This is a genomic window from Nissabacter sp. SGAir0207 (assembly GCF_005491205.1).
GTDB lineage: Bacteria > Pseudomonadota > Gammaproteobacteria > Enterobacterales > Enterobacteriaceae > Chimaeribacter.
In genome coordinates this window covers 1,120,509-1,141,903 of sequence record NZ_CP028035.1, presented here as the reverse complement: position 1 = coordinate 1,141,903, position 21,395 = coordinate 1,120,509, and the positions used below count along the sequence as shown (strand labels likewise).

Genomic DNA, 21,395 nt, shown 5'->3' with positions numbered 1-21,395 from the left:
CAAAGGAAATAGAGATTTCATAAAAATGAAATAAAGGTTTGATTTGGGATAAGTGCACGCCAGCTGGCTAAGATGAGAATGAGAACCACTCTTGTCTTTAACAGAAAAGCAGGCGGAATTTGCCGGGTGTGGCGAAGATTAGGATGAGGAAAATGACGCGGTAACGCCATCAGAGGGTCAAGATTGCTAAAAAATAGAAAATAAAAGATAACCTGCTGATTAATAACAGGCTATCTTTTAGTGAAAATCATTTACTCAATTTTCGTCATCGAGTAAATATTCATTGTCTTCACTGGAGCCGCTGTGGGTGGCGACATAAGGCTCGTTGCCGTTCTCCACCGCGCTGAAGATGGCCATAGCCAGCTCGCTTTCGCACTCCGCGTTTTTGTACAGCCCATACTGGGTATCCGGCAGCTTAGGTAGTCCTTCCGCATCACCTAGCACACGCAGCTCTGGGCTCATCATCTCAATCGGCCGGGCAGTGACCCCTAAGCCAGCGCGCACGGCGGCGCGTATCGCTGAGAGTGTCGACGCGACATAGGCAATGCGCCAAGGAATGCCAGCCTGATTGAGCAGGTTGATGGCCATGCTACGGTACGGGCTGGGCTCATCCAGCAGCACCAGCGGCACCGCATCGCCGGTTGGGAATTTGTAATCGGCGGCGCAGTACCACAGGGTGGGCGAGGTCCGCAGGATGACGTGCGGGTGCTCGTTGTCCACAACCGTGGTGACGGCCAGATCGATCTCATTCTTTTCCAGCATCTCCATCATGAATGGGCTACGCTTGACACGTACATCGATCGCCAGCTTGGGATAGACGGACGTCACCCGGTTTAACAGGAAAGGCAGGATGGTATCCGCCGTATCGTCGGAGGCCCCAATGGTCATTACGCCCTGGACATCGCTGTACATCAACGAGGTGCAGGCCTCATCGTTGAACCGCAGGATTTTCCTCGCATAGCCAAGCAATTGAATACCATGCTCTGTCAGCAGCTTGTTACGCCCGTGGCGGGCAAACAACTCCTTCCCCACCAGCTGCTCCAGGCGCTGCATCTGCTGGCTAACAGCAGACTGGGTACGACAGACCGCTGCGGCTGCGGCGGCAAAGGTATTCAAATCAGCAACAGCGACAAAGGTCCTGAGCAGATCAAGATCCAGATTAAGTATCGGACGAGTTGCATTTGTCATAGTGTTTTCTTCACTTTTTAGAATCTAATAACAAACTACCCTGGCATTGCGTGTGTAGTATTCACAGAGTGCAGAATACCAGATAAGACAGTACCCCACTCATTTCCGGGGCAAAAATGGTGTTAATCCGCCAGAATTTTCCGCTTCATTAGACCGAAAATAATCTTTCGCTCTAATAATACGGTTTTATTAGAATGAAAAAAACTCCCCTCGTCTGACGTGAGTCCGTCTCCTTCTACAGGATGGCCGGATCCTGACTTGCTTTCCGTCACCTGTTACTCTGATTTCTCCGGATAGGTTACGAAAGTTTTTAAGGGCGATGCAACAAGATGAAATAGGTTAAATTATGAAAGTGCGCTATACCAACCCGCACTGTTAAGAAATAATAACAGTATTCAGGCAGGCTGTAACTGACAACCGGTTTAGTATTTGCTGCCTTAATAACTTTATTACTCATCAGATTAATCGCAACAGGATTTATGATAATTTCATCACACTAAAATGAAAATTTCACGATTTCACCCGTAACTTCACTCAAATTTATCACAATAATTTTCAATTCTTTTCCCCCGGCCCAATTCATTATTGGTTTTTTATCGTTTTAACCGGTAAGCAGAATGTTCAGGCTTAATTATTTTGCCTGCGCATTAAGTAAGAATTGTGAAGCTCGCCCCCTCCCCCTTTGGACATTTGCCATCGCGAAAAAGTGATTGGCAACGATAAAAAGGTTTCCGCTTGCCGCCCCGCTTAGCCTAATGCCCACTGGTCGTTCTCTCCCACACCGGCATAGCGAGTCGGTTCGAGGTATATATAATGAATACAAAACGAAAAATAGGTTTGCACCATTATCTCTCCTACGGGTCAGGTGATTTTCTCGGTGCCGGCACCACGGCCCTGACCGCTGCCTGGCTGCTCTATTTTTACACAACATTCTGCGGCCTGACGCCGATTGAAGCGACATTTATTTTTGCCATGGCGCGCGTGCTGGATGCGGTGGTCAGTCCGCTGATGGGCTTTTTGACCGATAATTTTGGCGATACCTGGCTGGGCAAGCGATTTGGCCGGCGTAAGTTCTTTATTCTGCTCGGTATTCCCGCGGTATTCAGCTATAGCCTGATGTGGGTTGGCGATATGAGCTACTGGTACTATCTGCTGACTTACCTCTTCTTCGACGTGGTCTATACCATGATCCTGGTGCCCTATGAGACGCTGGTACCGGAGATGACCGATGACTTCAAGCAGAAGACCAAGTTCTCTGGCGCTCGCATCGCCATGGCGCAGCTCTCCGCCATTCTGGCCGCCTTCCTCCCCGGCATCCTGCTCGGCATCTTTGGCAAGGACAACGCCATCTCCTTCTTCTATGCGAGTCTGGTGTTCTCCGTTATCTGCGCCATCGTGCTGACGCTGGTCTACTGCTTTACCTGGGAGCGGCCGCGGGAGGAGATGTCCAGCGAACAGATTGCCGCGATGCAGGCCAACCGGCAGTTGACGCTCGGCCAGAGTTTGCGCCGGCTGATTACCGAACTTGCCTCAACCTTCCGTATCCGGATTTTCCGCCAGCATTTGGGTATGTATTTAGGGGGTTACATCGCACAGGATGTCTTTAACGCGGTGTTCACCTACTATGTGGTGTTTGTGTTGATGCAGAGCGCCACCATCGCCTCCAACCTGATGGGCACCATGGCTATCCTGCAATTCATCGCGGTGATTGGCATGATTCCGCTCTGTATCCGCCTCGGGCCAGCCCCCTCCTACCGCATGGTGGTGACGCTGTTTGGCCTGAGCGCCTTCTCCTACGCCCTGCTCTACTTCAGCAACATGCATGACAGCATGACCGCGCTGCTGTTCATCTCAGCGGTGGCTGGCCTTGGCCGCGGCGGCATCAACTATGTGCCGTGGAACATCTATACCTACATTGCTGACGTGGATGAGGTGATCACCGGCCAGCGCCGTGAGGGGATTTTCGCTGGCATCATGACCCTGACGCGCAAGGCGTCGCAGGCGGGTGCCGTGATGCTGGTGGGCATTGCGATGCAGGCTGGCGGATTTGTCTCCGGCCAGAGCGAACAGGTGCCAGAGGTGCGCAATACCATCCTGCTGATCCTGAGCGTCGGCACCGTGCTGGTACTGACCTGCGGTTTCCTGATCTCCCTGCGCTTCAAACTCAACCTACAGACCCACCAGACGCTGCGTGAGGAGACGCTACGCATCAAGGAGGCGGGCCGCCCAGTGCCGGAGCAGGTTTCACCGCAGGCACGCGCCACCGTCGAACTGCTGGCGGGTATGCCCTATGAGAAGCTGTGGGGCAACAATGATATCGGTTACCTGAGCCAGCAACGCGCCCGGCGCAACCTGGACGAGCGCCCGGTGTGATCCCCTTGTCTGCCGCCTGTTTGACAGGCGGCAGGCAGCTGGAGAGTTATCTTTACGACAGGGGCCATTCATCAGTACTTAATGCTAAAATTTAGCAAAATGCTAAACAATTACTCTGCACTCCCGCCCCTTTGCCTTTGCTTCATTTACGCCGCTCCCTCTGTGCAACCATTTGCACCAAAAGGGAGCGGTGCCCTTCAAAAGCCCGATCGGTCGGAGTACATTGTGCAGATTGCAGTGTTCCACGGTAGGGGCACGCTACTCCGGCAAAAAGGCTCACTTGTTTATGTCCCCCATTGAAAAATCCAGCAAACTGGACAACGTCTGTTATGACATCCGCGGCCCAGTCCTCAAAGAGGCAAAACGCCTTGAAGAGGAGGGCAACAAAGTCCTCAAACTGAACATCGGTAACCCGGCTCCCTTTGGCTTTGAAGCCCCTGATGAAATTCTGGTCGACGTCATCCGCAACCTGCCGACGGCGCAGGGCTACTGTGACTCCAAAGGGCTGTTCTCCGCCCGCAAGGCGATCATGCAGCACTATCAGGCGCGCAACATGCGCGATATCACCGTGGAAGATATCTACATCGGCAACGGTGTCTCCGAGCTGATTGTGCAGTCGATGCAGGCGCTGCTGAACCTGGGTGACGAAATGCTGGTGCCGGCCCCAGACTACCCACTGTGGACGGCCGCCGTCTCCCTCTCCAGCGGCAAGGCCGTGCACTACCTGTGTGATGAGGAGTCCGACTGGTTCCCGGATCTGGATGACATCCGAAGCAAAATCACCCCGCGCACCCGCGGTATCGTGATCATCAACCCGAACAACCCGACCGGTGCGGTCTACAGCAAAGAGCTGCTGATGGAGATCGTGGAGATCGCCCGCCAGCACAACCTGATCATCTTTGCCGATGAGATCTACGACAAGATCCTGTATGACGAAGCGGAGCACATCTCCATCGCCTCACTGGCGCCGGATCTGCTGACCGTCACCTTCAACGGCCTCTCCAAGACCTACCGCGTCGCGGGCTTCCGTCAGGGCTGGATGGTGCTGAATGGGCCGAAGAGCCATGCCAAGGGCTATATCGAGGGGCTGGAGATGCTGGCGTCGATGCGCCTGTGCGCCAACGTGCCGATGCAACATGCCATCCAGACTGCGTTGGGCGGCTATCAGAGCATTAGCGAGTTCATCCAGCCGGGTGGCCGTCTGGTGGAGCAGCGCAACCGCGCCTGGGAGCTGATCAATGACATTCCGGGCGTCTCCTGCGTGAAACCGCGCGGTGCGCTCTATATGTTCCCGAAAATCGACGCCAAGCGCTTCAACATCCATGACGACCAGAAACTGGTGCTGGATCTGCTGCTGCAGGAGAAGGTGCTGCTGGTGCAAGGCTCGGCCTTCAACTGGCCCTACCCTGACCACGTGCGCATTGTCACCCTGCCACGGGTGGATGAGCTGGAGATGGCGGTAAACAAATTTGGCCGCTTCCTGGAAAACTACCACCAGTAAACGCCATCGCACTCCCCTTTACGCCGGGCACCCTGCCCGGCGTTTGCATCTTGGGCGGTGAATCCGCACAATGTGGCTCTCCTTCGCCATGTTGAGAGCCGTCCATGAGCCAAAGCCACTTTTTTGCCTATCTCTCCCGCCTGAAATTGATCAACCGCTGGCCGCTGATGCGCAACGTGCGCACGGAAAATGTCTCTGAACACAGTTTGCAGGTGGCATTTGTCGCCCACGCGCTGGCGCTGATCAAAAACCGGAAATTCAACGGCAACCTTAACGCCGAGCGCGTGGCACTGCTGGCGATGTACCATGACGCCAGCGAGGTGATCACCGGTGATCTGCCGACGCCGGTGAAGTACTACAACCCGCAGATTGCGCATGAGTACAAAAAGATTGAGAAGATCGCCCAGCAAAAGCTGCTGGAGATGCTGCCGGAGGAGTTGCAGAACGACTTCCGCCCGCTGCTGGATGAGCACTGCTACAGCGAAGAGGAGAAGTTAGTGGTCAAGCAGGCCGATGCCCTCTGCGCTTACCTGAAGTGTCTGGAGGAGCTGTCAGCTGGCAACCATGAGTTCACCCTCGCCAAGGCGCGGCTGGAGAAGACGCTGGCGCAGCGGCATAGCCCGGAGATGGGCTATTTCATGGAAGTGTTCGTGCCCAGCTTCAGCCTGTCGCTGGATGAAATCAGCCTCGACAGCGCCCTGTAACCGCTAGAACGGGAACAGCCACGGCACCAGACAGAGGGTAACGGCCATCACCAGCAGCGTGAAGGGCACGCCGAGGCGCACAAAATCCCCAAACCGGTAGTTGCCCGGTGCCATCACCAGCGTATTCACTGGCGAGGAGACCGGCGTCATAAAGGCCGCAGAGGCGGCAATGGCGATGGTCAGGGTAAAGGGATAGGGCGACACGCCCATCTGCTGCGCGGCGGCGATGCCAATCGGCGCCATCAGTACCGCCGTGGCGGTGTTGGAGATAAACAACCCGATGGTCGCGCACAGCACAAACAAACTGAACTGCATCATGCGCGGGCCAGCGCCGCCGGTCAGATCCATCAGGCCCTGCACAATCAGGGCAATGCCGCCGCTGTTCTGCAACGCCTGAGCGAACGGCATCATGCCGACGATCAAAATCAGGCTCGGCCAATGGATGGCGCGGTAGGCGCTCTCCATATCAATGCAGCGGAAACGGCCCATCAGCAAACAGGCCACCAGCGCGGCAACCACGTTCGGCACCTCATCCGTCACCATCAGCGCCACCATCAACGCCAGACAGAAGAGCGCGTGGGGAGCCTGATTGACTGCTGGGGCCACCTCATCCACCTCCGCTGGCAGCGTCAGTACAATCACGTCACGCGTCTGTTGCTGGAGCTGGCGGATTAACTTCCAGTCGCCCACCACCAGCAGCAGGTCGCCGGGCATCAGCGCCTCGTCCACCAGCGTACCCGGCAGCGTCTCCCCCTGCCGCCGCAGGCCGACCACGTTCAATCCGTAACGGCGGCGAAAGCCGATCTCTCGCAGGCTCTTGCCCAGCAGTTCCGACTCCGGGCTGAGGGCGATCTCTGCCATCCCCACGGCGCGCGCCTGCTCAGAGAAGTAGTCACCGCGCAGCACCCGTGGCTCCAGTTGCTGTTCGCTGCAAAATTTGCGGACGTCAATCTCCGGGTCGGCCATGTCAATCAGCAGCACGTCGCCAGCGCGCAGCTCGGTGCCGCTGCCCACGCTGACCATGATACGGCGGAAGCGCCGCCAGCGTTCAATGGCGATAATGTTGGCGCGGTAGTTGGCGCGCAGGTTGAGGTCATCCAGCGCCAGCCCCACTAGCGGCGATCCGGGGCGCACCGCCAGCCGCCGGGCGCGGCCCGCCAGCCGGTAGTCGCGAATCAGGTCACGGAAGGTGCGGCGTGAGCGCTCCTCCTGCGCCTCGCCCCGGCGGCCGCCCAGCCAGCGCCGCGCCACCAGCATGTAGAGGATACCGAGCACCAGCACCACCACCCCAACCGGCGTGACGGCAAAGAAACCGAAGCCCCGGTAGCCCTCGCGCAACAGTTCGCTGTTCACCACCATATTCGGTGCCGTCGCCACCAGCGTCATCATGCCGCTGATCAGGCCGGCAAAGCTGAGCGGCATCATCAGGCGCGCCGGGTCGATGCGCATCCGCGCCGCCACGCTCAACGCCACCGGAATGAAAATCGCCACCACGCCGGTGGAACTCATAAAGGCCCCCAGCCCGGCGACACTGGCCATTAACAGCACCATCAGCCGCAGTTCACTGCTGCCTGCGACTTTCACCAGCCAGTCGCCGAGCTGGTAGGCAACGCCGGTACGCACCAGCCCCTCGCCAATCACAAACAGTGCCGCAATCAGGATCACATTGGGATCGCTGAACCCCGCCAGCGCCTCACTGGCTGTCAGCGTGCCGCTCAGCACAAAGGCCACAATCACCAGCAGCGCCACCACATCCATGCGCAGCCGGTTGCTGGCAAACAGGTAGATGGCAACCAGCAGCAGGCAAGTTACCCAAATAAGTTGGCCGTTCACACGCTCTTCCCCCCTGATTTAAACCGGCGGGCAGCATCGCATAAAAAAGCCCCGCTCGTGCGGGGCTTAATCATGTTTGGTGCAGATTCAGGCCTGAAGGGCCTTGACGGTAATGCGTTCGCCGTGCTTCTCGACCTGCAACGCCTCCAGCGTGGTGAGCGCTATGTCCACCTGATCCAGCTTTGGCGTCTCCGCGGGCGCATTGACCGCCACCACGTGGCAGCCTGCGGCGAGGCCCGACAGTATGCCGGCCGGGGCATCCTCTACCACCACGCAGGCCTGCGGCGGCAGGCCCAGCTTCTCCGCCCCCAACAGATAGGGATCGGGTTCCGGTTTGCCATGTTTCACCTGCTCGGCGGTAATGAAGACCTTTGGCGTGGGCAGGCCAGCGGCCGCATGGCGGGCATGGGCCACCGGCACCGTGCCGGAAGTGACAATCGCCCAAGGAATGCCCAGCTCATCCAGCTGGTTGAGCAGGCGCACCGCGCCGGGCAGCGCCCGCACCCCCTCGGTGTCGGCGGCTTCCGCCTGCTCGAGAGCCAGAAACTCCTGCTGGATCGCCTCTTCGCTCTCACCCGGCATAAAGTGGCGCAACGAGGTGATGGCCTGCTTGCCGTGGATAAAGTCCAGCACCTCGTCTGGTGAGACGCCGCGGCGCGTGGCCCACGCGGTCCAGGCATGTTCCACGGCCGCCAGTGAATCGACTAACGTTCCGTCCAGGTCAAACAGAAACCCTTTGCACTCCAAAGGCATACTCTCTCCCTATAGGTCAGGCATTGATGATTTGCGCGATTTCCACCGCACTGAGATGGTACTGGCGCGGGCAGGCGCGCCAGGCGGCCAGCATCCGCTGGTATTTGTCCCACATGGCGGTCTGGGCGTCAAAGTGGTGCGCCCCGGCCTCGAATTGGGGATAGCGCCCCTCGCTCTCCGTCAGGAAGCGGACATAGCCGAGGTAGCGCGCCTCGGTCGTCGCGTCAAAGCCACGGAACACCAGACGCCGTGGGTCAACGCCGTCGGGCGTGTTGAGCAACTCAAAGGAGACTTGCAAGGCGTGGTGCATCTCCATGATCTCTAAAATAGTGCGACACAGCGCCTCTGGCAGCGCACCGAACTCATGGTCCAGCTCGCGCATCTGCAGGCCGTAGCCGTGCTCGATAATCGTCTGCAACCGGCGGTAACGCGGTGCGTGGTCAGGATCTAGCATCGCCATGATCTGGTATTGGTTGGAAAGGATAAGACGCTGGGCATGGGTCATTTCCATCATAGGCTCCTGGTTAAGGCATATCGACGGCGGCAGCATCGCATATTGACCGGGATGATGTATGACAAGCTGGCGATTCTTTGACGCAACCGGGGTTTTTGCCCCGGCCCGCGCCTGCGGCAGATTACAGGTCGTCCAGGAATGTTTTATCCAGTTGTTTAAAGGCGCGTTTCAGCACATCCGCCAGCGCCTGATACGTGGGCGTGCCTTCGACCGGTGCCAGCGCCTGACCGGCATCGGTCAGCTTGTTGCGCACCTCATGAAACCAGTGCAGCAGCGTCGGCGGCAACGGCGTGACGGCGCGGCGCCCGAGCCACCACAGCCCCTGCATCGGCAGGCTACAGGCAAACAGCGCGGTGGCGATGGCCGGGCCAAGCTGGCCGCCCAGCGCGATCTGCCAGGTCAGCGTGAAGACCGCCAGCGGTGGCATAAAGGTGATGGCGAAGCGGGTAACCCGTGACACCCGGTTCTCCGGGAACATGGGCGCCAGACGTTTGTCGGCCGGCCAGGTTTTCATATAGTGCTGCCCGCGCTGGAAAATCTGGAACCAGCTGACAGAACCGGAGGGTTTGGTTGTCATACAGCACCTCAACTTCTTTGATAAAAGTTAAAAATAACTTGCAATGCACAAACTTTACTTTAGTGCATTCAAATTTATTTTGTCTTTCCGTAGCCCCAACGTTATCCTACTTCGACCTATTGGCGGCGTCGTTCAGAGGGAGATTTTGCTCTCTGCTGGCCGGCAAAGCAACACGGTGGCAGTGCACCGGGACTGATTAATTGTTGTACGTTTTTACGCGCATTTCGAGCAACATCAGCGATTTTTATTCATGATGACCGGAAACCCCGGCACCATGATGTTAATCATAATTGTCAATGGCATTATGCGCTACGCTTGATGTCAGACGATGATTTATTAACCACGTGCTGCACTTCCGCCGTGGCGGACGGCACGAACAATAAATAGGTACTTCCATGTCGAGTAAGCTGGTACTGGTTCTTAATTGTGGTAGCTCTTCGTTGAAATTTGCCATCATTGATGCGGCAAACGGTGAAGAACACATCTCTGGTTTGGCCGAATGCTTCCATCTGCCGGAAGCCCGCATCAAGTGGAAAATGGATGGCGGCAAACAGGACGCGGCGCTGGGCGCTGGCGCCGCCCACAGCGAAGCCCTGCACTTCATTGTTAATACCATCCTGTCCCAGAAACCAGAGCTATCCGCTCAGCTCGTCGCCATCGGCCACCGCATCGTGCATGGCGGCGAGAAGTTCACTGCCTCCGCCATCATCGACGAGAGCGTGCTTCAGGGTATCAAAGATGCCTCTTCATTTGCACCCCTGCATAACCCGGCCCACCTGATCGGCATTAATGAGGCGCTCAAAGCCTTCCCACAGCTGGCCGATAAGAACGTCGCCGTGTTTGATACCGCGTTCCACCAAACCATGCCGGAAGAGTCCTACCTCTATGCCCTGCCCTACCACCTCTATAAAGAGCATGGCATCCGCCGCTACGGCGCGCACGGCACCAGCCACTTCTATGTGACCCAGGAAGCGGCCAAGATGCTCAACAAACCGGTGGAGGAGCTGAACGTCATCACCTGCCACCTCGGCAACGGCGGCTCCGTCACTGCCGTGCGCAACGGCCAGTGCGTGGACACCTCCATGGGCCTGACCCCGCTGGAGGGTCTGGTAATGGGCACCCGCAGCGGTGATATCGATCCGGCCATCGTCTTCCACCTGCATGACAGCCTTGGCATGAGCGTGGATGAGATCAACAAGCTGCTGACCAAAGAGTCTGGCCTGCTCGGCCTGACCGAAGTGACCAGCGACTGCCGCTATGTGGAAGACAACTACGGTGAGAAAGCGGACGCCAAGCGTGCAATGGATGTCTTCTGCCACCGTCTGGCGAAATATATCGGCGCCTACGCCGCGCTGATGGAAGGCCGTCTGGACGCCGTGGTCTTTACCGGCGGCATCGGTGAGAACGCCGCGATGGTGCGTGAGTTCGCGATGGACAAACTGGGCCTGCTGGGTCTGGAAGTTGACCACGAGCGCAACCTGGCTGCCCGTTTCGGCAAGGCTGGCTTCATCAACAAGGATGGCACCCGCCCGGCGTTGGTGATTCCAACCAACGAAGAGCTGGTTATCGCGCAGGACGCCGCCCGCCTCACCGCCTAAAGAATGCCCACCGTCAGCTCCGGCTGACGGTGTTGTTTTAGTCACTTGTAAAGAGGGTAAGCCGTGTCCCGTACAATTATGCTCATTCCTACCGGCACCAGCGTCGGCCTGACCAGCGTCAGCCTGGGCGTGATTCGCGCCATGGAACAGAAGGGCGTCAGCCTGAGCGTGTTCAAGCCGATTGCCCAGCCGCGCGCTGGCGGCGATGCGCCGGATCAGACCACCACCATTATTCGCGCCAACTCCTCTATCACCGCCGCCGAACCGCTGCGCATGAGCCATGTCGAGTCGCTGCTCAGCTCCAACCAGCAGGACGTGTTGATGGAGGAGATTGTCGCCCGTTACCATGAGAACACCCGGGATGCCGAGGTGGTGCTGGTCGAAGGGCTGGTGCCGACCCGCAAGCACCAGTTCGCCAACGCGCTCAACTATGAGATCGCCAAGACCCTGAACGCCGAGATCGTCTTCGTGCTGGCGCTGGGCAATGACTCCCCGGCGCAGCTGAAAGAGCGCATTGAGCTGGCGCGCTCCAGCTTCGGCGGCAGCCGCAACAAAAACATCACCGGCGTCATCATCAACAAACTCAACGCCCCGGTGGATGAGCAGGGGCGCACCCGCCCGGATCTCTCCGAGATCTTTGATGACTCCACCAAGGCGCAGGTCAGCCACATCGATCCCAAACTGCTGTTCGCCAACAGCCCGCTGCCGGTACTCGGCTGCATCCCGTGGAGCTTTGACCTGATCGCCACCCGCGCCATCGACATGGCAAAGCACCTCAACGCGCGCATCATCAACGAGGGCGACGTCAACACCCGCCGCGTGAAGTCCGTGACCTTCTGCGCCCGCAGCATCCCGCACATGCTGGAGCACTTCCGCCCCGGCTCGCTGCTAGTCACCTCCGCCGATCGCCCGGACGTGCTGGTCTCCGCCTGTCTGGCGGCGATGAATGGCGTCGAGATTGGCGCGCTGCTGCTGACCGGTGGCTATGAGATTGACGCGCGCATCGCTGGCCTGTGCGAACGCGCCTTCCAGACCGGCCTGCCGGTGTTCATGGTGGATACCAACACCTGGCAGACCTCGCTCAGCCTGCAAAGCTTCAACCTGGAGCTGCCAGCGGATGACCACCAGCGCGTGGAGAAGCTGCAAAACTATGTGGCCAGCCACATCAACAGCGACTGGATTGAGTCCCTCACCGCCGCCTCCGAGCGCCCGCGTCGCCTGTCACCGCCAGCCTTCCGTTATGAGCTGACCGAACTGGCGCGCAAGGCTGGCAAGCGCATCGTGCTGCCGGAGGGCGATGAGCCGCGCACCGTCAAGGCCGCCGCCATCTGCGCCGACCGCGGCATCGCCGAGTGCGTGCTGCTGGGCAACCCCGAGGAGATCCAGCGCGTCGCGGCAGTACAGGGCGTGACGCTTGGTGACGGCGTGCACATCATCAACCCGGAAGAGGTGCGTGAACAGTATGTGCCGCGTCTGGTGGAGCTGCGTAAAAGCAAGGGCATGACCGAAGTGGTCGCCCGCGAGCAGCTTGAAGACAACGTGGTGCTCGGTACGCTGATGCTGGAGCAGGGGGAAGTGGACGGGCTGGTCTCCGGCGCGGTACACACCACCGCCAACACCATCCGTCCGCCGTTGCAGCTGATCAAAACCGCGCCGGGCAGTTCGCTGGTCTCGTCGGTGTTCTTCATGCTGCTGCCGGATCAGGTGCTGGTCTACGGTGACTGCGCCATCAACCCAGACCCGACCGCCGAACAGCTCTCTGAGATCGCCATCCAGTCCGCCGACTCCGCCGCGGCCTTCGGCATTGAGCCGCGCGTGGCGATGATCTCCTACTCCACCGGCACCTCTGGCGCGGGCAGCGACGTAGAGAAAGTCCGTGAAGCGACGCGTCTGGCGAAAGAGAAGCGCCCGGATCTGGTGATCGATGGCCCGCTGCAATATGACGCCGCCATCATGGCGGATGTGGCCCTCTCCAAGGCCCCGAACTCGCCGGTGGCGGGCAAGGCGACGGTCTTTATCTTCCCAGATCTGAACACCGGCAACACTACCTACAAGGCGGTGCAACGCTCGGCGGATCTGGTGTCGATTGGCCCAATGTTGCAGGGGATGCGCAAGCCGGTGAACGACCTCTCCCGTGGCGCACTGGTGGATGACATCGTCTACACCGTGGCGCTGACTGCCATCCAGTCCGCGCAGGCGGAAGCGCAGCAAACCGCGGCTGTCACGCCGTAACCGCGTTGCTGACAAAAACGCCGGCCTCAGGGCCGGCGTTTTTTTATGCCTCGCCATCAGCCGCTGACACGCGCCTCCAGCAACTGCTCGGCGGCCGCCACAATATGGTTGGCGGTCAGGCCATACTCCTGCTGCAAAAAGGCTTGGGTGCCCACCTGCCCATAGCGGCCACTGACGCCCACGCGTCGCATCGGCACCGGGCAGTGCTCCACCAGCACCTCCGCCACTGCCGACCCCAGCCCGTTATGGATGCTGTGATTTTCGCAGGTAACGATCCGGCCAGTTTTGGCGGCGTAGCGTGCAATCAGCGCCTGATCGATTGGCTTCAGGGTAAACATATCAATCACTGCCGCACTGACCCCGCGCGCCGCCAGCTCTTCCGCTGCCGTCAGCGCCTCCGCTACCATGATGCCGTTGGCGATCAGCGTGATGTCATCGCCGTCGCGCAGCACGTTGCCCTTGCCGATGGTGAAGCGATACCCCTCCGGGTAGATGCGTGTCGCCTGCTTACGGATGGTGCGCACCCAGTAGAACCCCTCCCGGGTCAGCAGTTGTTGCAGGATTGCCGCGAACATGGTGGCGTCCGTCACCTCCAGCACCACCGCATGGGCCAGGCCGCGCACAATGCCCATATCCTCAAACGACATATGGGTGCCGCCGTTGTGGCAGGCCGTCACCCCGGCATCGGAGGCGATCACCTTCACGTTGTTGCGCTGGTAATCCAGCGCCATAAATAGCTGATCAAAACAGCGGCGGCTGGCGAAAGCAGTAAAGGTGTGCACGAACGGGATACGGCCGGTCAGCGAGAGGCCAGCGGCCACGCCCATCACGTTGGCCTCCATGATGCCGCAGTTGATGACATGCTCCGGGTACGCCTTCTGCACGCTGTCCATCGCCATTGAGCTCATCAAATCGGCCTCCAGCGCGATGATGGGTTGCCCCGCCTCAATCTCCCGACGGATCATGCCAGCGTAGACCTTGCGCATCTCCACCTGATCCGCCTCCCGTTGCCCTGTGATGCTACTCATAGGCTGCCTCCAGCACGTTGATTGCCTGCTCAATCTCTTCCCGCATCGCCGGCGTCAGCCGCAGGTGATGGGAGTTCTCCATCTGTTCGAGGTAGGGCACACCCTGCCCCTTGATGCTGTCGAGGATCACCGCCAGCGGCGGCTGCCCCGGTTCGCGTGGCGTGGCGACCGCCTCATGGATCGCCGCAATGTCATCCCCCTTCACCGTGACCACCTCAAACCCAAAAGCGCGGAACTTGCCGGGCAGGTCGAACGGCTTGATCACCTCCTCCAGTCGGCCATCCAGTTGCTGTTTGTTGTAGTCGATAAACAGCGTCAAATTGTGCAGCGCATGGTGGGCGATAAACTGGATCGCCTCCCAGCACTGCCCCTCGTTCAGTTCGCCATCGCCGACGATGCAGAACACCCGGTTGCGGCGGCGCGCCAGCTTGTGGGAGAGCGCCATGCCAGCGGCAATCGAGATCCCCTGCCCCAGCGAGCCGGTGGTGGCATCCACGCCGCGGGTCAGCAGCCGGTCGGGGTGGCTCGGCAGATGGGTGCCGTTCTGGTTGAGCGTGGCGAGCAGCGCGCGCGGGAAGTAGCCCCTGATGGCCAGCGTGCTGTAGAGCGCTGGCCCGGCGTGGCCTTTCGACAGCACAAAGGCGTCGCGCTCCGGCCACAGCGGCTGGTTCGGGTCGATGCGCATCACGCCGCCATAGAGCACCGCCAGCGTCTCTACCACCGACATACAGCCGCCGTAGTGGCCGAAGCCCAGCGTGGTCAGCGCCTTCAGCGTCTCCACCCGGATCTCACGCGCCAGCTGCGCCAGCGCCTGCTTCTCTGTCACCGTCATTCTCCTCTCCTCTCTGTCGGGGGCGTGACCGCCGAGGGCGCACGCTTGCGTTGAACAATCAGGTTATGCGCCACCAGCAGCGCGAAGATGCCGACAATCACGCCCATGATCATCTCCTTGGAGAGGAAGCGCGCCATATTGCCCAGCACGATGCCCACCACGCCGAAATCCGCGTCGGAGAAGGTGGTGTTAGCAAAACCGAGCGCGCCGAGCACCGGCAATAGCAGCACGGGCAGGAAAGTGATCAGCAGGCCATTGGCGAAGGCACCGAGCATCGCGCCGCGTCGGCCGCCGGTGGCATTGCCGAACACCCCCGCCGTCGCCCCGGTAAAGAAGTGCGGCACCACGCCGGGCAGGATCAGCACCATCTTCATCTGCCCGAGCAAAAACAGCCCGGCCAGCCCGCCAAGGAAGCTAAACAGGAAGCCAATCAGCACCGCATTGGGGGCGTAGGGGTAGACCACCGGGCAGTCAAGCGCCGGGCGGGCATTGGGTACCAGCTTCTCGGAGAAGCCGGTGAAGGCTGGCACAATTTCGGCGAGGATCAGGCGCACGCCCTGCAAGATGATAAACACCCCGGCGGCAAAGGTGATGGCCTGGATAATGGCGTAGACCAGATAGTTCTGGCCGCTGCTGAGCTGCGCCTCCACATACTCCCGGCCCGCGCAGACCGCCATGATCAGGTAGATGATCATCATGGTGAGGGAGATGGAGATGGAGCTGTCACGCAGGAAGCTGAGGTTTTTCGGCAGGTTCATCTCCTCGGTCGAGCGGGAGTTCTTGCCGACCCGCGTGCCGATCCAGCCGGCCAGCACATAGCCGAGGGTGCCGAAGTGGCCGAAGGCGATGCCGTCATTATTGGTGATGCGCTGCATATAGCGTTGGGCCAGCGCCGGGAAGATCGCCATCACCAGCCCCAGCGTTAGCGCGCCGGTGAACACCAGCGGGATGCCCTCGAAACCGGCCACCGTCAGGATGATGCCGATCATGCAGGCCATATAAAACGTGTGGTGGCCGGTCAGGAAGATATATTTCAGCCGGGTAAAGCGTGCGACGACAATGTTCGCCACCATGCCGAACGCCATGATCAGCGCGGTTGAGGCACCATATTTCTCCAGCGCAATCGAGACAATCGCCTCATTATTGGGAATGATGCCCTGAATATTGAAGGCGAATTCAAACATGCCGCCGAGCGGGTTGAGCGAACTGACCAGCACCGTCGCGCCGCCGCCGAGCACAATAAAGCCCAGAATGGTTTTCACCGTACCCTTCACCACATCGGAGAAGGCTTTTTTCTGCGCCAGCAGGCCAATCATCGCAATCAGCCCCACCAGCACCGCCGGCACCTTAAGGATATCGACGATAAATTTAAGCGTGTCCTGGATAATCATATCCACCTCGCCAAGGGTTAGAGAAGGGAGCGGCTGGAGAAGTAGTCGTGCAGTTTGCTCTCCAGCTCATTGATATCAATGATGTTGCTGAGCACCACCACCTGCGCGGCCGGTACGCTGGCGCTGTCGGCAATATCTTTCGCCATCACGAACAGGTCTGCCGCGCCGGGCGTGGCGGAGGAGAGATCGGCATGTTCCACCTCCGCCTCCAGTTCCCATTTTTTCAGCACTTTTTTGATGTTCATCTCCACCATGAAGCTGCTGCCGAGGCCGGAGCCGCAAATTGCCATAATTTTCATCTTGTCCGCCTTGTTCAAATTAACGCGTAGGGAAGCCCTGCCCCGGATGATCGGGGCTTGATTGTCATTACGAAGAAGATCAGAAACGGGAAATAACGGTGCTTATCTGCTGGGTGGTCTGGGCATGAAATAACTCCTGCATGGCGGTGTCATCGGAAAACAGTTCGGCCAGCTGCGACAGTAATTCCAGATGGCGATGGCCATCCGGTGCGGCCAGCATCACCACCACTGACACCGGGTCGTTGTCGGCCGAGTGGAAACAGACGCCCTTTCCCAGCTTGAGCAGCGACAGCCCCAGCCCGGTCGCACCCTCCTCTGGCCGGGCATGGGGCATCGCCAGGCCGGGTGCCAGCACAAAATAGGGGCCAAGGGTCTGGTGCTGGCGAAAAATGGCCTCCACATAGGCCGGGGTAATGATTCCCTGTTGCAGCAGTGGCCGGGCACTCAGGCGCACGGCCTCCTGCCAGTCTGCCACCTCGCGGCAATAGTGGAGACGATCGTCGGTCAGCCACTGGTTTAACATGTGCCCTCCTTGTTGAACGGTACGGTCAGGGCCAACGCGGCCGGGAATGGGTAAACTTTAATCAAGGGTTCCGCGCACCACTGTGATAACGCCCACAAAGATAGCGCTACCAAAACAGCAACACACGGTTTTGTGATAGCGCTATCAAAGGCGGCCAGCCTGATGCCCGTGGCTGACCTATTTTTATCGATGTGGCCGGTTGGGGCGGGTAGAATGGGCGAAGTGAGCAGGTGCCGGGGCGGGCGTCCCGGCAGGGGATGTTTTCGCGCATGACGCGCGTGTCAGTCAGGATTACACATGTCGATCGGTAAGAAACGACGCAGCACGGGAAGGGTCACGCTGGCCGATGTGGCCCAGCTGGCGGGCGTAGGCACCATGACGGTTTCGCGGGCGCTACGCACGCCAGATCAGGTTTCGGACAAGCTGCGCGAGAAGATTGAGGCGGCGGTGAGCGAATTGGGCTACTTGCCCAACCTGGCGGCCAGTTCGCTGGCGTCAGCCTCCTCCTACACGGTGGCGATGGTGGTGCCGAGCCTGTCGGAGTCCGGCTGCGCGGAGATGTTCGCTGGCCTGCAACGGGTGCTGCAACCGGCGGGTTACCAGATCATGCTGGCCGAGTCGCAACATATGCTGGAGCGGGAGCAGCAACTGCTGGAGACGCTGCTCTCCTACAATCTGGCGGCGGCGGTGCTGCTTAGCGTTGAGCACACCGCCGCCACCCGGCAGGCGCTGGCGGCGGCCGCCATCCCGGTGGTGGAGATTGGCGCGCTGCGCGCCGATCCCCTCGACATCAATATTGGCATCGATTACGTCGCCGCCATGTACCAACTCACGCAGACGCTGATTACTGATGGTTATCAGCACATTGGCTTGCTGTGCGCCAATCAGGAGCAGTGGATTTTCCAGCAACATCTTCAGGGCTGGCACAATGCGCTGCTGCGCAACCATATGTCGCCGCACCGGGTGATCAACGCCGCCCAGCCAGCCAGCTTCACCACCGGCGCGCAGCAACTGCCAGAGTTCCTGCTGGCGTGGCCGGAACTGGATGCGCTGGTGTGCGCCTCTGATGAGCTGGCCTGCGGCGCGCTCTACGAGTGCCAGCGCCGTCATATCCGCGTGCCGGATCATCTGGCGGTGGTGGGCTTTGGCAACAGTGAGTTCAGCCGGGTCTGCCAGCCACCGCTGACCACCATGACGGTGCCGCACCGGGAGATTGGCATACAGGCGGGCAGCGCGCTGCTGGCGCGCTTGAATGGCGAACGCTGGCAACCGGGGGAGCCGCTCCCCTCCACCCTCTGCCGACGCGACAGCTGCTGACAAAAACGCCGGCTCGGGGCCGGCGTTTTCAGGTAGGGCGTGGCGTCAGGCGGCGGGGGCGTCGTCACTGCCCGCGGCGGCGGCATCATTGGTGCGCCGTGTCTCCTCGCGCACCAGTGGCCGCCCATACTCCTGCTGGTTGTTACGGCTCAGCCAGAGTGACAGCGCCTTCAGTGAATCTGGCGTGAACTCGTCACAGCGCGCGGTGATCTCCTCCGGCAGCATCCAGTTCACCTCTGCCACCTCGGACTCCTGCAAGGCGAACGGCCCGTGGGAGACGCAGCTAAACAGCCCGCCCCAGACGCGGCAGTGCTCATCCTCAAAATAGAACATCCCATGCTCGGCGAACGGCACCCCGGCAATGCCCAGCTCCTCCTCCGCCTCACGGCGGGCGGAGTCGAGCACATTCTCGCCGCGCTGCACCACCCCACCGGCGGTGGCATCCAGCCAGCCAGGGAAGTAGTCTTTGCTGTCAGTGCGGCGCTGTACCAGAATTTTGCCCATCCCATCATGCACCACGATATAGGTGGCACGATGGCGCAGCCGTTGCGCGCGCATCTGTTGACGACTGGACTGAGCAATCACTTCATTCTGCTCGTTAACGATGTCCACCCACTCTTCAGTGTCTGCGGTCTGACCTTGATCCATCCTCTGAAACCTTCTTTCTGGGCGCGAGATCCGCGCGGTTAGGGTTATTATGTTTTGCACTGACAGCGGCCAACCACGTTGGCGCGGCGTTCTGAAACAAATGGCAGAAGGGTGACTATGACCATAGACCACCCGCTCTCTCCCACGCAAGCGGACAATGCACCGGTACATTAGGGTGACCGGGTGCCAAAATCCCTCGCCTGCCGGGCGGTGGCCCTGGCCGAGGGAGTTTATCCGCCACGCCCTGCCTTCATCAAGCGCGGCGTCGTCCGCTGGGCGCTGGCAAAGCCGGATTATTCCCGCATTGCCTGCTATTCTTAGCTGTTATCCTAGCCCGGTAGTTTGGATGGCGGGCCGGCGCCGTATGCCCGTCCGTGTAATGACTTACAGATCACCCAACGCAGGAGGCACTATGATTGACCTGTATTACGCACCCACCCCGAACGGACATAAAATCACCCTCTTTCTGGAAGAAGCGGGGATGCCCTACCGACTCCATCCGATTGACATCAGTGCCGGTGATCAATTTAACCCTGCCTTTCTCGCCATCTCGCCGAACAACAAGATCCCGGCCATCGTTGACCACCAGCCGGTGGACGGCGGCCTGCCGGTCAGCGTGTTTGAGTCCGGCGCCATCCTGCTCTATTTGGCGGAGAAGAGCGGCAAGCTGCTGAGTCAGGAGCTGCGCGAGCGCAGCGCCACGCTCCAGTGGCTGTTCTGGCAGGTGGGCGGTTTTGGGCCGATGCTCGGCCAGAACCACCACTTCACCCATTACGCGCCGCAGCCGGTGCCCTATGCGATTGAGCGTTACCAGAACGAAACCCGCCGCCTGTATGGCGTGCTGAATACCCAGTTGGAGAAGAAGCCGTGGCTGGCTGGCGACCACTACAGCATCGCGGACATCGCCACCTTCCCGTGGGTGGTTTCCCACGAGCGCCAGCGCATCGATCTGGCGCAGTTCCCGGCGGTGCGCAACTGGTTTGAGCGCATCAACCTGCGACCGGCCACCATCAAGGCCTATAAGCTGGCGGAGAAGTGACCGCCCGCGGCCCCCGCGCGGGGGCCGCTCTCCCCCCACCGCCTTGATTCCAGTGAAAATCACCGCCTCCTGCCTACGCTCCCGGCGTCGGATGGCCTATGCTTGAGAAAAGCCCACATCCCACAGGAAGCCCACCATGCGAGTGCTCATTACCGGCGCAACCGGCCTGATTGGCCGCCACCTGACCGCGCAACTCCAGGCCCGCCACCAGGTGACGGTAGTGACGCGCAATGTTGCGCGCGCCCGCAGCCTGTTGGGCGAGGGCGTCACCTACTGGGCGTCGCTCGACGGCCAGCCGACGCTGGATGGCATCGACGCCGTAATCAACCTGGCTGGCGAGCCGATCGCCGACCGGCGCTGGAGCGAGGCGCAGAAGCGCCGCCTGTGTGACAGCCGCTGGCAGCTTACTGAGCGGTTGGCCACGTTGATCCGTGCCAGCAGCGCGCCGCCAGCCATTTTCATCTCCGGCTCCGCCACCGGTTACTATGGCGATCAGGGCGAAGCGGTGGTCACCGAGGAGGAGACACCGCACGACGAGTTCACCCACCGGCTCTGCGCCCGCTGGGAGCAGCTGGCGCAGGCGGTGGACAGCGGCAAGACCCGCGTCTGCCTGCTACGTACCGGCATGGTGCTGGCCCCGCACGGCGGCGCGCTGGAGAAGATGCTGCCGCCGTTCCGGCTGGGGCTGGGTGGCCCCTTTGGCAATGGCCGCCAGTACCTGCCGTGGATCCATATCGATGACATGGTCTCCGCCATCCTGTTCCTGCTCCACCACGCTGAGTTGCGCGGGCCGTTTAACATGGTCGCGCCCTACCCGGTGCACAATGACAAATTCAGCGCCACGCTGGCGGATGTGCTGCACCGCCCGGCCTTCCTGCGCGTGCCGGCCTTTATGGTGCGGCTGCTGATGGGCGAGGCGGCGGTGCTGGTGCTGACCGGCCAGCGCGCCATTCCCAGCCGGCTGGAGGCCGCCGGTTTCCACTTCCATTATGGCGAGCTGGAACCCGCGCTGAAAAACGTGCTGGCGCGCCGCTGATCTTCTCCC

At 60.1% G+C, this 21,395-nt stretch carries 19 protein-coding genes; 8 read left to right on the top strand and 11 right to left on the bottom strand.

Going from position 1 to position 21,395, the window contains the following annotated elements:
• Positions 1 to 255: 255 nt before the first annotated feature.
• Entirely contained in the window at positions 256 to 1,188 is a 933-nt protein-coding gene (gene lrhA, locus C1N62_RS05040) for a transcriptional regulator LrhA (RefSeq protein WP_137762595.1), read from the bottom strand.
• Between the two features lie 813 nt (positions 1,189 to 2,001).
• On the opposite strand from lrhA, the gene C1N62_RS05035 reads away from it, so the two are divergent.
• The 3 genes from C1N62_RS05035 to yfbR all read left to right on the top strand — a co-directional run bounded on the left by C1N62_RS05035 (position 2,002) and on the right by yfbR (position 5,766).
• Positions 2,002 to 3,561, top strand: a complete 1,560-nt coding sequence (locus tag C1N62_RS05035; protein ID WP_137762594.1) for an MFS transporter — start codon at positions 2,002 to 2,004, stop codon at positions 3,559 to 3,561.
• A 286-nt stretch (positions 3,562 to 3,847) separates the two neighbouring features.
• Positions 3,848 to 5,062, top strand: coding sequence for a pyridoxal phosphate-dependent aminotransferase (locus C1N62_RS05030; protein WP_137762593.1), 1,215 nt, complete (start codon positions 3,848 to 3,850; stop codon positions 5,060 to 5,062).
• A 104-nt stretch (positions 5,063 to 5,166) separates the two neighbouring features.
• Positions 5,167 to 5,766, top strand: coding sequence for a 5'-deoxynucleotidase (gene yfbR / locus C1N62_RS05025; RefSeq protein ID WP_137762592.1), 600 nt, complete (start codon positions 5,167 to 5,169; stop codon positions 5,764 to 5,766).
• 3 nt (positions 5,767 to 5,769) lie between these two features.
• Here yfbR and C1N62_RS05020 read toward each other — a convergent pair whose 3' ends face one another.
• The 4 genes from C1N62_RS05020 to yfbV form a co-directional block, all read right to left on the bottom strand.
• Positions 5,770 to 7,599 (bottom strand): SLC13 family permease, encoded by a 1,830-nt coding sequence (locus C1N62_RS05020; protein WP_137762591.1) that lies wholly within the window; start codon positions 7,597 to 7,599, stop codon positions 5,770 to 5,772.
• Positions 7,600 to 7,686: 87 nt separating this feature from the next.
• Positions 7,687 to 8,346 carry a sugar phosphatase gene (locus C1N62_RS05015; protein ID WP_137764908.1) on the bottom strand — a complete coding sequence of 220 codons (660 nt, stop codon included), beginning with the start codon at positions 8,344 to 8,346 and terminating at the stop codon, positions 7,687 to 7,689.
• Positions 8,347 to 8,368: 22 nt separating this feature from the next.
• Positions 8,369 to 8,863 (bottom strand): YfbU family protein, encoded by a 495-nt coding sequence (locus C1N62_RS05010; protein WP_137764907.1) that lies wholly within the window; start codon positions 8,861 to 8,863, stop codon positions 8,369 to 8,371.
• A 124-nt stretch (positions 8,864 to 8,987) separates the two neighbouring features.
• Positions 8,988 to 9,443: a terminus macrodomain insulation protein YfbV gene (gene yfbV, locus C1N62_RS05005; protein WP_137762590.1), complete on the bottom strand. Its 456-nt coding sequence runs from the start codon at positions 9,441 to 9,443 to the stop codon at positions 8,988 to 8,990.
• 395 nt (positions 9,444 to 9,838) lie between these two features.
• Here yfbV and ackA point away from each other — a divergent pair, with 395 nt between their 5' ends.
• Positions 9,839 to 11,041, top strand: a complete 1,203-nt coding sequence (gene ackA / locus C1N62_RS05000; protein ID WP_137762589.1) for an acetate kinase — start codon at positions 9,839 to 9,841, stop codon at positions 11,039 to 11,041.
• 78 nt (positions 11,042 to 11,119) lie between these two features.
• Entirely contained in the window at positions 11,120 to 13,273 is a 2,154-nt protein-coding gene (pta, locus tag C1N62_RS04995) for a phosphate acetyltransferase (RefSeq protein WP_206057776.1), read from the top strand.
• 56 nt (positions 13,274 to 13,329) lie between these two features.
• Here the strand turns inward: pta and C1N62_RS04990 are convergent, their stop codons facing one another.
• From C1N62_RS04990 to C1N62_RS04970, 5 genes are all read right to left on the bottom strand, one after another.
• Positions 13,330 to 14,301 (bottom strand): transketolase family protein, encoded by a 972-nt coding sequence (locus tag C1N62_RS04990; RefSeq protein WP_137762587.1) that lies wholly within the window; start codon positions 14,299 to 14,301, stop codon positions 13,330 to 13,332.
• The gene (locus C1N62_RS04985) at positions 14,294 to 15,133 is read right to left on the bottom strand and encodes a transketolase (protein ID WP_137762586.1); all 840 of its coding nucleotides are present in this window, start codon (positions 15,131 to 15,133) and stop codon (positions 14,294 to 14,296) included. The genes C1N62_RS04990 and C1N62_RS04985 overlap by 8 nt, the downstream gene beginning before the upstream one ends.
• Entirely contained in the window at positions 15,130 to 16,524 is a 1,395-nt protein-coding gene (locus C1N62_RS04980) for a PTS ascorbate transporter subunit IIC (protein WP_137762585.1), read from the bottom strand. The genes C1N62_RS04985 and C1N62_RS04980 overlap by 4 nt, the downstream gene beginning before the upstream one ends.
• 17 nt (positions 16,525 to 16,541) lie before the next feature.
• Positions 16,542 to 16,823 (bottom strand): PTS sugar transporter subunit IIB, encoded by a 282-nt coding sequence (locus tag C1N62_RS04975; RefSeq protein ID WP_137762584.1) that lies wholly within the window; start codon positions 16,821 to 16,823, stop codon positions 16,542 to 16,544.
• Between the two features lie 79 nt (positions 16,824 to 16,902).
• The gene (locus tag C1N62_RS04970) at positions 16,903 to 17,346 is read right to left on the bottom strand and encodes a PTS sugar transporter subunit IIA (protein WP_137762583.1); all 444 of its coding nucleotides are present in this window, start codon (positions 17,344 to 17,346) and stop codon (positions 16,903 to 16,905) included.
• 297 nt (positions 17,347 to 17,643) lie between these two features.
• Between C1N62_RS04970 and C1N62_RS04965 the strand changes: the two genes are divergently transcribed.
• Positions 17,644 to 18,663, top strand: a complete 1,020-nt coding sequence (locus tag C1N62_RS04965; protein ID WP_137762582.1) for a LacI family DNA-binding transcriptional regulator — start codon at positions 17,644 to 17,646, stop codon at positions 18,661 to 18,663.
• Positions 18,664 to 18,708: 45 nt separating this feature from the next.
• On the opposite strand, the gene yfcD is transcribed toward C1N62_RS04965, so the two are convergent.
• Positions 18,709 to 19,311, bottom strand: a complete 603-nt coding sequence (gene yfcD, locus C1N62_RS04960; protein ID WP_137762581.1) for an NUDIX hydrolase YfcD — start codon at positions 19,309 to 19,311, stop codon at positions 18,709 to 18,711.
• 412 nt (positions 19,312 to 19,723) lie between these two features.
• Between yfcD and yfcG the strand changes: the two genes are divergently transcribed.
• Together yfcG and C1N62_RS04950 are read left to right on the top strand one after the other, a co-directional pair.
• On the top strand, positions 19,724 to 20,350 hold the full coding sequence (gene yfcG, locus C1N62_RS04955) for a GSH-dependent disulfide bond oxidoreductase (protein ID WP_137762580.1): 627 nt from the start codon (positions 19,724 to 19,726) through the stop codon (positions 20,348 to 20,350).
• Positions 20,351 to 20,486: 136 nt separating this feature from the next.
• Entirely contained in the window at positions 20,487 to 21,386 is a 900-nt protein-coding gene (locus C1N62_RS04950; protein ID WP_137762579.1) for a TIGR01777 family oxidoreductase, read from the top strand.
• The last annotated feature ends 9 nt before the right edge of the window (positions 21,387 to 21,395 follow it).